Origin of the sequence: Lysinibacillus sp. NPDC093190, from assembly GCF_050280425.1 — a bacterium.
GTDB lineage: Bacteria > Bacillota > Bacilli > Bacillales_A > Planococcaceae > Lysinibacillus.
Genome location: NZ_JBNNVG010000025.1, coordinates 30,814 through 45,226, shown reverse-complemented (window position 1 = coordinate 45,226; position 14,413 = coordinate 30,814). Strand labels below are relative to the sequence as shown.

At 35.5% G+C, this 14,413-nt stretch carries 13 protein-coding genes; all 13 read left to right on the top strand.

Annotated features, from left to right (window positions below):
• Nucleotides 1–185, top strand: a 185-nt coding sequence (locus tag ACQKOF_RS18230; protein WP_427559999.1) for a hypothetical protein, incomplete at its 5' end; no start/stop codon positions are given.
• A 148-nt stretch (nt 186–333) separates the two neighbouring features.
• On the top strand, nt 334–1,257 hold the full coding sequence (locus ACQKOF_RS18225; protein ID WP_427559996.1) for a serine/threonine-protein kinase: 924 nt from the start codon (nt 334–336) through the stop codon (nt 1,255–1,257).
• 541 nt (nt 1,258–1,798) lie between these two features.
• Nucleotides 1,799–3,967, top strand: coding sequence for a hypothetical protein (locus ACQKOF_RS18220; protein ID WP_053486090.1), 2,169 nt, complete (start codon nt 1,799–1,801; stop codon nt 3,965–3,967).
• A gap of 226 nt (nt 3,968–4,193) precedes the next feature.
• Complete coding sequence (locus tag ACQKOF_RS18215) at nt 4,194–4,619, top strand: membrane-associated protease 1 (RefSeq protein WP_427559993.1); 426 nt, start codon at nt 4,194–4,196, stop codon at nt 4,617–4,619.
• A 91-nt stretch (nt 4,620–4,710) separates the two neighbouring features.
• Nucleotides 4,711–5,145, top strand: a complete 435-nt coding sequence (locus ACQKOF_RS18210; protein WP_427559990.1) for a J domain-containing protein — start codon at nt 4,711–4,713, stop codon at nt 5,143–5,145.
• A 36-nt stretch (nt 5,146–5,181) separates the two neighbouring features.
• Nucleotides 5,182–5,757 (top strand): FHA domain-containing protein, encoded by a 576-nt coding sequence (locus tag ACQKOF_RS18205; protein WP_427559987.1) that lies wholly within the window; start codon nt 5,182–5,184, stop codon nt 5,755–5,757.
• Between the two features lie 39 nt (nt 5,758–5,796).
• Nucleotides 5,797–6,324, top strand: a complete 528-nt coding sequence (locus ACQKOF_RS18200; protein WP_427559985.1) for an FHA domain-containing protein — start codon at nt 5,797–5,799, stop codon at nt 6,322–6,324.
• Between the two features lie 6 nt (nt 6,325–6,330).
• Complete coding sequence (locus tag ACQKOF_RS18195) at nt 6,331–7,170, top strand: PP2C family protein-serine/threonine phosphatase (protein ID WP_427559982.1); 840 nt, start codon at nt 6,331–6,333, stop codon at nt 7,168–7,170.
• A gap of 50 nt (nt 7,171–7,220) precedes the next feature.
• Nucleotides 7,221–8,852 (top strand): serine/threonine protein phosphatase, encoded by a 1,632-nt coding sequence (locus ACQKOF_RS18190; RefSeq protein ID WP_427559980.1) that lies wholly within the window; start codon nt 7,221–7,223, stop codon nt 8,850–8,852.
• A gap of 4 nt (nt 8,853–8,856) precedes the next feature.
• Complete coding sequence (locus ACQKOF_RS18185; protein WP_427560098.1) at nt 8,857–10,131, top strand: normocyte-binding protein; 1,275 nt, start codon at nt 8,857–8,859, stop codon at nt 10,129–10,131.
• Nucleotides 10,122–10,817 carry an iron-dependent peroxidase gene (locus tag ACQKOF_RS18180; RefSeq protein WP_427559977.1) on the top strand — a complete coding sequence of 232 codons (696 nt, stop codon included), beginning with the start codon at nt 10,122–10,124 and terminating at the stop codon, nt 10,815–10,817. The genes ACQKOF_RS18185 and ACQKOF_RS18180 overlap by 10 nt, the downstream gene beginning before the upstream one ends.
• 22 nt (nt 10,818–10,839) lie before the next feature.
• Nucleotides 10,840–13,488: a molecular chaperone gene (locus tag ACQKOF_RS18175; RefSeq protein WP_427559975.1), complete on the top strand. Its 2,649-nt coding sequence runs from the start codon at nt 10,840–10,842 to the stop codon at nt 13,486–13,488.
• Nucleotides 13,489–13,605: 117 nt separating this feature from the next.
• A complete protein-coding gene (locus ACQKOF_RS18170) occupies nt 13,606–14,379 on the top strand; it encodes a DNA and RNA helicase (RefSeq protein WP_427559974.1) in 774 nt (257 codons plus the stop codon).
• Nucleotides 14,380–14,413 lie beyond the last annotated feature (34 nt).

The window sequence follows — 14,413 nt, the reverse complement described above, 5'->3', positions numbered from 1 at the left end:
GTGACGGAAAGAATGATCCAAGCGACGGGAAGAAGAGTCGAAGTGACGGAAAGAATGGTCCAAGCGACGGAAAGAAGAGCCAGGGTGACGGAAAGAAGAGTCTAAGCGACGGATTGAACCAGCAAGGTGCTAGGAAAAAACAAAGCAACCGCTTCAAATTGTGCCTAACACACTATTCGATGTAGAACTACAATAAGATAACTATTTAATATAAGGGTGTATATTGATATACTTACATTAATTTGTATTTTAGTTAAAATAAATATATATTTCGCGCTAAAAATGTAACAGATTGTTCGTAATTCGCGTTTTGAAAGGACTGATAGATCAAAAATGCAAGCGACTGAAGTTGAATTGAGCTTACCGGAAAACAGTGTGTTGAACGATACATATAAAATAAAAGAAGTTAATGCTACTAGTAAATTGTCCTTTGTTTATATCGCGGAGAATATCAATGAAGGGAATCAGTTAATTGTTAAAGAGTTCTTTCCAAATGACATTGCTTTACGGGATTTAGATAATAAAACAGTCATTAATCGTTTGCCTTCAACAAAGCAGAAATTCGAGGATTTAAAAATTAATTTTCTAAATGAAGCGTTAATTATGCAGGAAATAAATCATTACAATATCGTCAAATATATTGAGCACTTTGAGGAAAATGGATCGATTTATATCATTATGGAGTATTATGAAGGAAAGTTATTAGATCAATACATAAAGGATTATCCTATTAATGATAGAGAACATTTATACACTAGTATTTTTCTCCCTTTAATTGATTCTTTACGCTATTTACATAAAAAAGGCATACTCCATCGTGATATTAAACCAAGTAATATTATGATAGATTCTGAGGGTAAGCCATATTTACTAGATTTTGGATCAGCGATTTTTTATAAAACTGAAGAAAATTATCAAATATTTACTAGTCCAGGCTATTCCCCTCTTGAGCAATATTCGAATATATCTGAGCAAGGTGTATATACAGATATTTATAGTTTAGCAGCTACATTTTATTATGCTCTAACGGATATTATTCCACTGGATAGCTCACAACGTATAATCGAGGATAAAATTGAAAATGTGAGAAAATATAATGGAAAAGTGAGTATTGTTTTATCTCAAACAATCATGTGGGGGCTGGCAGTGCAAGCAAAGAAACGATGCTCTTCACTTAAATTTATGGAACTGGCTGTTGCTACCGAAAATATTGCCAATAGGATAAAGAACTATTTTAATTCAAATGTTACTAAATGACTGTTTTTTTTATAATAGTAATTCTATAGTATCATTTATTACTTAAAAACAGATTTTTAATTAACGGCTTATGGACTATGAATTTTCACTCCATAAGCTGTTTTTTTAGTAAAAAAAAAGAATAAATACATTTATTTCTATAAAAACATCATAAATTTTAATATGTTTATTTTTTACCAAGTAACCAGTTAAATACATTTGTTTTACATATAATTCTATTGTAAATATTGACAATAAAATTATATGTTGTATAGTTACTTTGTGATACATACTGTCATCAGTGAAGTAAGCATGTAAGGTTATAGAATCATTTAGTAATTCTAGTATGAGTAACTGTTGTGAATAATTACATACAGACCCATATGAAATAAAAATAACTGCTGATTCTTTGTCTTGAATTACCATTTTGTTACTTATTAGTTTCAAATTAGGTTATTAAATGCGTTGCCATCATATTTTATTTGCTACTCACTTATGACTATGCTTACTCGAAATTCGTTACAAAAAGGAGGGATGGTCGTATAATTATACGGCCGACTGAATGGAGATTATTAGTCAAACAAACAGAACCATGCTCTTTGAGGAAATTAATCCGGAAAAAATGGATTTAATTACGCTTGTTGGAGATGTAAAAGGGATTGACAGTCTTAGTGATGAAAAGATTAAAGAAATGAATGAATATCTACTTGTCAAAAGCTTCGACGAATTTTTAGATAAGTTTTCTCCAACGGTTTACTCATTCTACAATGCTGCTAACCAAAAGGTTATGTATACATTAAAGAAACCAGAAGGAATTCAAGATGACTGTATTTCTGAAATAGCAATTGACCAAAATAATGATTTTTTAAAGATGCTATTTACCCTCATTGATACGAAAAGAAGTCAGGGCATTGCGAATGTTGACTTTAAGTTTGAAAATTTGCTCGATATGATCTCTCCTAAAAAGGTTATGGACGACATTCGACAAGTCAGAAAAGAAATCCATTACCTATACGGTGAATATGACAAATTAGATGAAGGCGATCCAAAAAAATTGGATACAGGGGACAAGCTAAACCTGATGTTTGAAGTAGCAAGTAGAAATTACAATAATGTCATGGCGATGCTTCCTTTAGCAATTGAAGATATTAAAACGAGACTATTGTTAGGTGCTAATCAGGATGAAGATGAATCCGAAAAATTACAAATTGGAACACTTTCGATTGGTGATAATGGTGAATTAAAAATCATTGAGGCACCACAAAATAATAGCTCGGAACTGATGGTTATTGAGGAAAATAGTAACTATGGTTTAAGCACAGTTTTCGAAGAGGATTATGAGGCGATTACAGAATCACCATCCTCTTATGTCAAAGATTTAGTCGTAAGAACTTTCTCTCCTTTGCCAGCTGTGAAAGCTGAATTTGATGTAGAGACAGAGGTGCAAAACTACAATACATACTTAGAATTCTATAAGGATGCTAAGGATGAATTTGTAAAAACAGTGAAGCCATTAGTTGAAAAACTATTAGGCGTAAAAATGTACTTTGATCAGTATGCAACTAAAAACAAAGGTATGCAGCCCTCGTTACTTGTAACGAACGCAAAGTTAGATATGCTCGTTAAAAGTAATAATCTACCACGATTACGCACGTATTTAAACACTGTTAACTCCAAAAATGACTTTACAGATACGGTATGGTATGGAATTGTCCCTGCCCTAGAACTAGAGGCTTCCGGAAAAATGAAAGTAAGCAGATCTAGATTTAAAGGGAACGAGAAGGTTGCCAAGCAAGATGGCAATACTATGGAATCGTTATCCGTCCTTCTTGATACTGTGAAAGATTATAAAGTACAGATTTTCTTCAACTTCATGGCAGAAGAAGAAACGACATTCAATGGAATTGCTACAGCAGGTATTGATCGACTAATCGATAAATGCTCAGTGCTTCTTCGAAAAGATTATAGTGAGTTTGCGATACCATGTTTACCGAACTTCACTATTATTCCTAAAGATAAATCAGGTGTAATCATTGATACAAGAATGCAGACAACAGAAAATGGAGCGAGATTATCTAAAGAAAAAGAGGATATTTTAAAGCTTTGGATAGAGGGCGTTTATGTTGGTGCTAGCTATGTAGCGGCAGGTATTGTTTCAGCTTATCAATGTCCAGAATATTTGAAAGACTCATTTAGAAATGTTCAGAGAAATTATCCAGGTGTACGATTCGATATCGAAGCTGGTGATAACTCACTTAGAGCCGTTACAACAATGGCGAAAGAAATCTCTGGATTTACTAATAACATTAAAGATGCTATTAACAGTAGAAGCTTTGGCTTTGTATTCTCTTCAGAAAATGCACAGCTTCAAGATAAAGACATTAAACGTATTACAGTGTATAAAGCTAGAAGTCTAGCAATGGAAGAAGATGGATTTGATTCAATCTACAAAACACAAGTTAGTACGTATATTGAAAGAATTTTACGATTCCAATCAGGCGACTTTAAGCACGAAAATATCGTTCGATTCTTTAGTAATAATCCAAGTAGTCAAAAAAGCAAATGGATTAATGATAAAGGCTATGTAAACTCCATTATTCATGATGGAGATGACATCGGCTACATTATCGATGAAAAAACAAGCACATGTCAGATTGATCTAGTGTTTAACGGTAATGTGAAGAATCTTGAAGTCATGATTACAAAGGCAAGTAGTGCTGTTAAGGCCTAACAAGTTTAAACATACAATCAAAAATTTTTTAAGTGGGATGTTTAAGATTTATTCATAAATCTTTTAACATAAATAGAATCTTCCATAAATTGCATGGTGGTAACATTACATATTTCTCCATGTTTCATGTACTTGCATTAGGCATGGAGGAATGCATACAGCTAGTTATAAATTTCACCTAAAGCAGTTTTTGAGAAGATTCAACAAATACTAGGAGGTACTAAAAATGGGTTTTGTATTAAAAGTAGAAGGATCAGAAGCAATTGAACTAGGGTTAGATAGCATTATGTCTGTACAGTATGAAACAGACACTCCAGATGACTCTAACGCACGTTCTACAGATGTAGGAGCAACTTTAAAAATAAGAGGTAAAATCCTTACTGCAACTGATGGTGACAATTCTGACGATACGATGAAATTAGGATTATGGTCATTAGTACCAGCTGAAAAGGCTGACTGTTACCGTAAAGTAACATTAGAAGTTATTTCTGCTGATCAAGTAGTAAGAAAAATTAATTTCCCAAATGCTTTTGTCGTTGACTATTCAGAAAAATATGGTGATACAGAAGGTATTGGTGAATTTTACTTATTCATTAAGCAAAAGAAAGACAAAACAGACTTGGCGAAAATCGAAGGCGGCTACGCTGTCTAAGATTGCTGCTTGATAGACACTCCAAATTATCTAAGGGACTTTCATAGTTCCTTAGATAATTTTGAATAATCCTAATACTGGGGATGAAAACATGAAAACGCATTATGAAACTTTAGGTGTCAGTAGAGACGCCACGCAAGCACAAATAAAACTCGCTTATCGAAAACTATCAAAAAAACATCATCCAGACGTAAGCGGTGGAAATAAAGAATCTGAAAAGATTTTTTTAGAAGTGACAGAGGCATACAAAGTATTGAAGGATCAAGCTTCAAGAGAGGCATATGATGCTCGCCTAGATGGAGCTGGTCAAAGTTGGAGTAATGGACAGACATATGAAAAACAGTCTACACGCCAACAGTCTACTGAAAAAAAGCCAGACTTTAATATGGGCAATATTGAAAAGAACTTTGAGCATTTTTTTGGCTTTAATCCTAAAACGAAAGAAATGGGATCAACTCTTAACAAAAATGCAAAGAAGAATCCACTAGATACAACTGATTTATTTGAACGTTTTTTCAACAAGTAAAACTATGCCATTGCTAGTATGAGGGAGTGTGATACCATGTATGACCAAAATTCAATGGATGCATACACTGAAAACGCAAAGAAACAAATGATTATAAAAATAATCGATATCATTATTGTCACAATCGCCTTCTTTTTTATTTTATACGTATTTGTCATGAATCAGGATTTTATTTTGAAAACAATTATTGGACTAATGCTGGTCATACTAGCAATTATTTATGGCTCTATGAAGTATGAAGCAAGAGATACAAATTACAAAGTGACAAACAATAAAATTCGAAAATTAGTTCTCCTCAATGATCGAGGAGGTGAAATAGATGAATGGGAGATAGATGACCAAACATCATTACTTATTGGGAAAAGTTCAGCTGACAATAAGGTAGATATCGATTTAAGCGGTACAGAATATGAATCGCTTATTAACTATGAACATGCCGTATTAAATAATGTTTCTGGCGTATGGTACATAGAGGATATTGAATCGGTAAATGGTGTTGGTTTAAAAAAAGCTCATAAGCGCGTTAAAAATAGAATAAAACACGAAAGTCCCAACCCAATAGGTAATGGAGACACGATATACATAGCAAATACGCGAATTTTAGTGAAATAGAGACAAGTAAATTCGTAACATAGACGGGGGATAGCGAAAATGAGTTTGATTAGATGTACTAATGGTCACATGTTTAGTTCGAGAAGACATAGAAATGTTTGTCCATATTGCAATGTAATGGTGGAACAGGAGCAAAGACCAAGCAGTCAGCAAACAGCTGTAGCAGAGGTAGATGATAAAACAATGCCATATCTTGGAGAAATGGATGGCATTGATCCGGTAACTGGATGGTTAGTTTGTATTGAAGGGCCTCAAATGGGTCGAGACTATCGGATTTTATCGGAAAAAAACTTTATTGGTAGAGCTGAGGATATGCACATTCGTATTGTTGGAGATAATTCGATTTCTCAGCGTAACCATGCAGTCATTGTTTATGATCCTAAAAAAAGAAACTTTTATCTACTTCCAGGAGATGCATCAGGCTTAGCTTATCTTAATAATGAAGCGATTTATACGCCAACAGAGCTAGCAGCGTATGATGTTATTCAATTAGGCAGAAGTATGTTTCTTTTTATTCCCTTATGTGGTGTTCATTTTGAATGGGAAAACAACAACAGTGAGGAATGATGATAAATGGATCAGAAACTACTGCCATACATAATTGCACTTATTTTTATCGTTGTACTCGTGGCATTAATAATCATTAGAAACATGCTTGCGCAACAAAATGAAAAAAACAAAATAGCAATCGGAAATGGACAAACGATTGGCAGACGTGATGAGCAAGATGATTATTTCTCTACAGCTGAAACGAAAGATGGGACAATTGCAGTCCTGGCAGATGGTATCAGTGGTTTAGCCAACGGTAGGATGGCAAGCACTGTTGCTGTCAATACATTTATAGAAGAATTTAAAAAGCTTAGCGGTCTAAATACTCTAGAAAAATTTTTTAAAGAGGCCGCTTTTGCAAGTAATCATATGATTGTCGAAAATTTAAATGGCTCGAATGGTGGGACTACATTAGTGGCAGCCGTTATTGATGACAACGGATTTCTTCATTGGGGAGCCGTAGGAGATAGTGTCATAACCATTTTTCGGAATGGAGAATTTAAGGCAATCAATCAAAAGCATATTTTTGAATCAGTGTTAACTGAGCGATATATATCTGGTGAAATATCTCAGCTTGAGGTGCAGGAAAATCCTTTGAAAAAGAGACTTATCAATTATTTAGGATATGAAGGCTTTAAAAATATGGATATAGGAAAAAGTCCGATTCAGCTAAATAGAGGGGACAAGGTATGTCTATTTAGTGATGGAGTCTATGATACTTTAACAGAGGTTGAAATGGAGAAAATTCTCTCTCAGCAAGCAACTCCCTATGATATTGCTCAAGACATGATAAAAGCCGTTGAACAAAAACGCTTAAAAAACCAAGATAATGCAACCATCGTTATTCTAGAAAAAACATGGTAATCATTTTACTTGTTGTCTTTAAATGAGTCAGTAAATAAGGAGGAGTAATCATGAGAAAGGAAAATAGCAACTTTAAAACAAGCTTTTTATCCGAAGCGGGCTCATTTTTGCAAAATAAAGATTACTTTGCCTATACAGAGCTGGATGATGTAGCCTGCTGGGTAGCTGTAAAAGGGTTAGATTCTGATCAGGAAATAAGTAGTGCAGAGCTTGCCGTGAAGGCAATTTTAGAGAAATTCATGGAAAAGCCATCCATGTCTAGAAGAAGCATTAAAAAATATTTGAAAAATGCGCAAGACATACTTCAAGCTCAAAGCTTAAGGGTGAGATTGAAGGCTAGTATTGTCATAGTCGTATCAGATTACTCAAAGATGATTGTGGCAGTTGCAGGAAATTCGAGACTGTATCATTTTCGTAATGGTACTTTATCGTTTAAAAGCACTGATCAAAGCTTAGCGCAAGAGATAGTGAATAATAGGAACCGTTCGCTCGATATTAGTCAGCACGAGGAAAGAACTAATTTACTAAACTATCTTGGTAAACCAAAAGATTTTCAGCCTTTTGTTTCAAAGAAAATGAAGTTAATGGATGACGATGTACTAGTGCTTTGTACAGCCGGCTTTTGGGAGGATGTCAATGAAATTGAAATGGCAGATGCGTTGGAAGATGCAAAAGAGCCTGAGAAATACATTGATTTATTAGAAGAGGTACTGTTAAGTAGGCAAAAAAAAGTTGTCAATAATTACACAATCGCAGCTATATTTGCTAATAAGGTTTATCAGGAAACAAATAAGAAAAAAATGAAATACATCAAAATGATTGCAACTGCATTAATCCTAGCTTTAGTCGTTGGTGGAGGCACGATTTTTTATCAGGCAAAGCAAGCCAAAAAAATGGCTGAATTAACCGTCGAGATGAAAGATCATGAAAAGAGCGGAAACCTTTATTTTCAAGATGGGACTTATGATAAGGCACTGCTGGAATATAGTGAGGGCAGAAATGCGGCCAAGAAATTGAAGGATCCAATACATAGAAATTTACTAGCTAAAAAATTAAGAGTTACCGATCTGATTATCAATGGAGATAAATCAGCGGAAGAAGGTAAATTTAACGATGCGCTTGAGCAATATGAAAAGGCTAAAAAAGAAGGAAAGCTTATTAAAAACTTTGGGAAAGAAGTAATTGAACAAAGAATCGCCAATATGGATACTATTGTACAAATTGCTGAAGCTGTGAAGGATGGAGATTTTCGATTTGAGGCAGAGGATTACAATGGGGCTCTTGAAACGTATCAAAAGGCAAGAAAAAAAGCACTGACAATTGCCTATACTGGCGAACCTCAAATAAAGACAAAAATAGAAGAAACAGAGGCTAAAATTGCTGAATTGAAAAAGGCCCAGAAGGAATTAAAGGCTGAAGGCTTAGAAAAAAGCGGAGATCAGAGCTATGCACGCCAAGAGTTTGGGAAAGCAATTGAATATTATACACTTGCACAGGAAATTTATCAGGAGACAGAGCTGCTGTCGAAGGTTTTAGGTCTTGAGCGAAAGGTTATGAACGCCAATGATAAGTTGAATCCTCCTCCTCAAGCACAAGCTGCCGATAATGCAGCACCGCCTACGAATGAAGGGACAGCTGCCAATGAGCCATCTAATGCTGAAGTGATGAAAGAGGGAAAATAAATTGATGAAAGAGCTCATGCTTGAACGGTTACGCAAAATAGAGGATTTAGAGCAACGTCAACTGCTAAAGGATATTGTCAGTGGCGTTTTTGTAAATTTAATCGACTACCAGGATGAAATGAACAAAAGACTTGAGGAGCGCATATTCAACGAAATAGATGATGTCGAGAATAGGTTTGATATATATGTGACGTTAAGTTCTAAGGAGAATGTCGATCCTATTCATGAATGCTTATTCCCGATGCGGCCAGCTGATTTAGAAAGTAAATCAATCGATCTTAAAAAAATACTTGAATCGTTAAAAAACAATGAACCTGCAGTCCTGTTCACATTATTTCTAGAATGTGATTCCATGCAAATTCAACAGTTACTTGCTGAGCAGCGACGCTTTAATGGAAGGCTAGTAACGACAGAAGGACAAGTAGAGATTAAGGTCACCCTTACACAAAATACTGACTACTTACAAGAGATTAACAAGCTATATCCGCTTTTCCAAATAAATGGCTTACCATGGAAAACCATTAATCATCCATTCGTATATAAATTTTTTAATGTGAATTTAGTAGAGTGCCAACCTTTAAATGAAGATGTTGAAATTACTGAAATAATTGTGGACTTAGAGGAGTATGAGCAAAAAAAACGACTGAATATGGTTCCGCTATGGAACATTGAACGCCATGAGGTCAAAAATGTCGGTTTCCCCATTCCTGCAATCGATAAGGTAAATTACGAACATGTCCTATCCATACGTAAAATCGGAAACGAGCATGGCTATCTAGTCGAGGCTGATGAGGACAATGTTCGTTACGTTAAACGTTCAGACAATGAATTAACAATTGTCTCACCCCAGGATAAGTCAGGGGTTTGGCAGCTAATAAAAATTGCAAAAATAGAAGATGACAAGATCGGAAAATTAAATTACGAGCTTGTATCAAATCGAAGAATTGAGCATTTTATTCACAAATTTGCAAACAATTATACGGCTAATGTTAAAACGAAGGGCGAAATTACTCGTATGATTAATTCCTTCGAGGCAGCTGACAGCTTTGAGCTTGTAGATGTCGAAATATTGGACTCCTATTCAGGAACAAGCTTTACTCATTCTACGAACACTTTCTTAACGGAAATGATAGGAGAAAATAATCATAAAAAAACGATGCTATTAAAGTTTAAGGCAAATGAGGAAAGAAACTTTATTGCAAATGATATTTTAAGCTTCCTCGTGTCAGAAGTGCAACGACATTTCTTCGAATATGAATGTGTAGGTGTTTGGCTATGAACTATATTTGGGATTTGCTCATTAAGGCTGAGGATGAAGGCCTTTCTAAAAAGGATATATATTTTCATCTTGCCGAAGCCTATTCACCTTATATGGAACTTAGTCCACAACTATTAAATACACAGTTTGTTGAACAGCATGTTGAAGTAAATCCGTATTATCGCTATTACGGAATTTTTAATAATCTGTTCCACCCTGATAATACTTCAGATATAGAGTTTAGGGATTACCTTTTAGATACCGGATTGCATTTTTTAGCTGAAATTGATCGTATGCAGGGCATGAATAAAAGAGAGTTCTATATTCGCTTTATCTTAAGAGAAATCGAGGCCAATGTATTTGGAAAATTGGTACGTGATAATATTCATGCCTTTACGAAAAAGGAGCAAGAAATAATTGCGCTGAACATGCTAAGACTTTACCAGACAGGTGAAGAAATTTACTTATTAAAGGATACGCTGAAAAGGCTCTTTAAGCATTGCATGATTTATGTGAAATCGGAGGAGCAGGATGAGCTGCTTTTATACATACGTCAGAAGAAGACAGAGCAGAATCAGCAAAAGGTACAGCTTGTACAAGAAATTTTTCTGCCAATAGGCTTTCATATGGAGGTTTATTGGCAGTATCACTTTGGCATTATTGATGCAGAGGAAACAATGAAGCTAGATCAAATAGCTCTTTACTAAATAGGGCAGAGGAGGGATTCCAATGACAACTAACTATTCATATAAGCTGTATGCCAATAAGCGTAATACAGAAAAGAAATATATGACCTATACACGAGTAGAATTAATGGAAATGACAACCTTCCAGCTTAGAAATATTTGCTATAAGGAAAAGCTTGTGACTGGGCTTATTAATACCCTGACAAGAGACGAGTTAATCGACAAGATTTTACGATATCGTGGCTCTGAAGAAAACCCTCTTATTAGAGAAAAAAAAGAAGGGGGCTTTGAAAGAGTAGAAGCGGTCATGCAGGAGTATTTAAAAACGCCGATGTCTGACAATGGTGACATTAAAATTCCTGCCAAAATGAGCTTATATAGTGGGATGAAGATTGATAAACCTGATCAGTATTTCGTAGAAACAGGCGGTTTTCTTGTTGAATCCAATGTACTGCTAGTAAATGAGCAGCTGGATCTTTGCGGCATTCTTAATATCCTTAAAGACGACGAAGTCCCAAATCAATATTATTTCGCAGCTGATCAAGCAATAGGTATTCGGAAGACAAATAATAAAAACTACAGCTTTATTTTTTTAAGAAAGCAAGATTCTGAGTATATCTATAAGACTTACTATCAGGAGACCCCGCTTCCGCCGACAAATCTTCATTATTATAAGGTTCCAATACCAGATTTAGAGATTAAACAGCTGGAAACAACCAATGCCATTCTTGCCATTGATTTTGGAACAACAAATACAACGGCTGGTGTCTATTTAGAGAGTGATTATGTGTCTTCTCCTTGTAGTCATGATTTATTAAATAACCGGATTCAGCTAAATAGCATCAATTTTGTACAATTTCCAGACCCACTTCATCAAAACGAATGGATTGAAGTAGTGCCGACGGTCATGACTGTAGCAGATTGCTCAAATGCAGATCAAGTAAGCTATCACTACGGCTATGAAGCGTTAAAAATGATGAAAAAAAATAGCTATACATCATTGGCTACGAAATTCCAAGGTATTAAACGATGGGTTAGTAATTATGCCAAGCTGGAAGAGGTGATGGATGCCAACGGGAATACTGCACTTGTACCACGAAGCCAAATTTTAAGAGAGTTTATGCTTTATATTATTCGAATGGCGGAGCATCAATTTAAATGTCGCTTCAAGCATTTACATATCTCTAGTCCCGTTAAGCTGAAAACACAATTTTTAAATATGTTTCGTGCGATTTTGCCTGAGTACCAAATCGAAACTGAGCATGCCCTCGATGAAGGGATGTCGGTTCTTTTTAATACGATCGCCAATCAAATAGAGAATAATAGCTTTCTCGATGGCAAGGAATATAAAGCACTTGTGATTGATTGTGGAGGCGGAACAACAGACCTTTCTTCTTGTAAGTTTCGAATAGAGGACGGACATATTTCTTACAAAATTGATATTCATACTACCTATGAAAATGGAGATACGAATTTTGGTGGTAACAATATTACATATCGTATTTTCCAATTTATGAAAATCGTCTTTGCAAACTACTATAGTCGAGGAAAAAATGCTTATGATATCGATGCATTAATAGATATTCCAGGTAAGGATATTTATCGATATGTAGACGACCATGGCGTAGAAGCAGTGTACGAGCAATTCGAAAAAGCCTTTTTAGATGCCGAGTATATTATCCCTACACGCTTTAAGGAATATGAAAATCGAACACGTGATGAGTACCTACGTGTCCGCAATAATTATTATTTCTTATGGGAAATGGCAGAAGAGATGAAGAAGGAATTTTTCCGCAAAACAGGTATTTTAAGAAGTCGTTTTTATGCGGACAGCGATATGCAGCACGATAGTGATTTAAATGTGACAGCAGTAGATAGCTGGTGCCTGTCACTGCTAGAAAATAATCAATTTAAGGAAGTATATGACTATCCAAATGTCTTTTTCAACATTAAAGAAATCAATCATCTCATTAAGGCGGATATTTATGATATCGTGCGAGAGTTTTTAGAGGAATTTTATGAGAATGGCATACTGAGTGACTATTCCATCATTAAATTAACTGGACAGTCCTGTAAAATAGACGCATTTCGCGAGGCTTTAAAGGAATTTGTACCAGGACGCAGCATTGAATTTAGACAAAAAGCTGAAAATATCGGTAAAGTTCCAGAGTTAAAACTTGCTTGTTTAAGGGGAGCACTTCGTTATTTAAATGCCAAGAAAATCGGCATGATTGAAACAGAAGTGACGAACCATGCGCCAGTTGTACCTTATGCTGTCAGTGCCTTTACACATAATCGTCAGGAAAAATTACTTATTAGTAGTTTAGAAAGACTGAATCAAATTCACGGTACGATTTCTCGCCCATGGGGTGTAAAAGAGGTTGAGTTTTTCCTAACCGGTAGCGACAATCACTCATCGTATAAATACACGTACTTTAATCGTCAGGAAGATTATGCGCCTGTTCTTTATGAGAATATCGCAACGCACTATCAAGATAAAATTCCTCAGGACGAGACAGATTCCATCATGAATGGGGAAGTGAAGTTCTTTGTCTTTGCAGGCGAAGATCATTGGGGCTTCCATGTAGTTCCAGTAGCAAGAAAAGACGAGCAGCTGTTTATCGGAAACAAGGAATTCTTTGCCTTTGAGACCGATTTGTCTGAGCTAGATTTCTTTGATGGATTAAAGTAAAGTAGCCTCCGGTGGATGTCATGGAATCGGCTTTGTATAAACACAAACCGATTCCGGACTCAATTATGCCGAGGCATACTTAATCAGTGAAAAACAAGAAAAGAGGTGGGTGACAGCTTGTTTGCCAATCAATATCCACATTTTCAAAAGGGCCGAATTTTAAAGCGAGAAATGCTGGAAAATTTGCGGGATTACCCAAGAGAATTTTTAGATTTATATTTCCAAGATTATTCTAATGGCATTATTGCTGGTGCCAATATTATCGTAGCAGATACAAGCCTCATTATAGCGAAAGGCATTATCAAGCATAACGGAAAGCTCTATATGCTACATAGTAGCTATGAGCTTCCTTATGAGGCAACAGGAAGCGAAACGATTCTAAAAGTACGGTTTGCTGAAGAAATGAATGAATTAGATTTTAGAAACCATACAACAGAAATAGTCCTAGATGATTCATTAGAACTTGCAAATAATGAGTTAGAGTTGGCGCGCTTTAAATTAAAATCGGGTGCAAAACTGCGCTCGGAGTATATTGATTTTTCCGATATTGCGACTGAATACAATACGGTTAATTATCTGCACAGTCAGTATGCAGGTTTTCAAAAAAGCACATACCATCCAATCATTTTGAGCTATTTTGCACGAGACCTGTTAAAAAATCGCCCAGCGAATCCGTATGATATAGCTTTTGCTTTAGAGTGCATAAATCAGGAGCGGGTTCAACGAGATGCGATTGATTTTTATATTTGCAATCGGCTAGAGCTAGACTACCAAACATTTTCGAATAGTCAAATTCATAAATACTTGAACCGTATTTTATTGGAATCAAAGCGTGGTGGTCGTATGACAGGGCATAGCCAAGGGCGACCAAAGCGTATGATTGTTGACTAGTTGAGGGTCTACTGATGAAAAAACGTTCAAGAAA

Excerpts from the sequence above, each read along its gene's own strand:
- ACQKOF_RS18225 (WP_427559996.1), top strand. The coding sequence starts at position 334 with ATGCAAGCGACTGAAGTTGAATTGAGCTTACCGGAAAACAGTGTGTTG.
- ACQKOF_RS18220 (WP_053486090.1), top strand. The coding sequence starts at position 1,799 with ATGGAGATTATTAGTCAAACAAACAGAACCATGCTCTTTGAGGAAATT.
- ACQKOF_RS18215 (WP_427559993.1), top strand. The coding sequence starts at position 4,194 with ATGGGTTTTGTATTAAAAGTAGAAGGATCAGAAGCAATTGAACTAGGG.
- ACQKOF_RS18210 (WP_427559990.1), top strand. The coding sequence starts at position 4,711 with ATGAAAACGCATTATGAAACTTTAGGTGTCAGTAGAGACGCCACGCAA.
- ACQKOF_RS18205 (WP_427559987.1), top strand. The coding sequence starts at position 5,182 with ATGTATGACCAAAATTCAATGGATGCATACACTGAAAACGCAAAGAAA.
- ACQKOF_RS18200 (WP_427559985.1), top strand. The coding sequence starts at position 5,797 with ATGAGTTTGATTAGATGTACTAATGGTCACATGTTTAGTTCGAGAAGA.
- ACQKOF_RS18195 (WP_427559982.1), top strand. The coding sequence starts at position 6,331 with ATGGATCAGAAACTACTGCCATACATAATTGCACTTATTTTTATCGTT.
- ACQKOF_RS18190 (WP_427559980.1), top strand. The coding sequence starts at position 7,221 with ATGAGAAAGGAAAATAGCAACTTTAAAACAAGCTTTTTATCCGAAGCG.
- ACQKOF_RS18185 (WP_427560098.1), top strand. The coding sequence starts at position 8,857 with ATGAAAGAGCTCATGCTTGAACGGTTACGCAAAATAGAGGATTTAGAG.
- ACQKOF_RS18175 (WP_427559975.1), top strand. The coding sequence starts at position 10,840 with ATGACAACTAACTATTCATATAAGCTGTATGCCAATAAGCGTAATACA.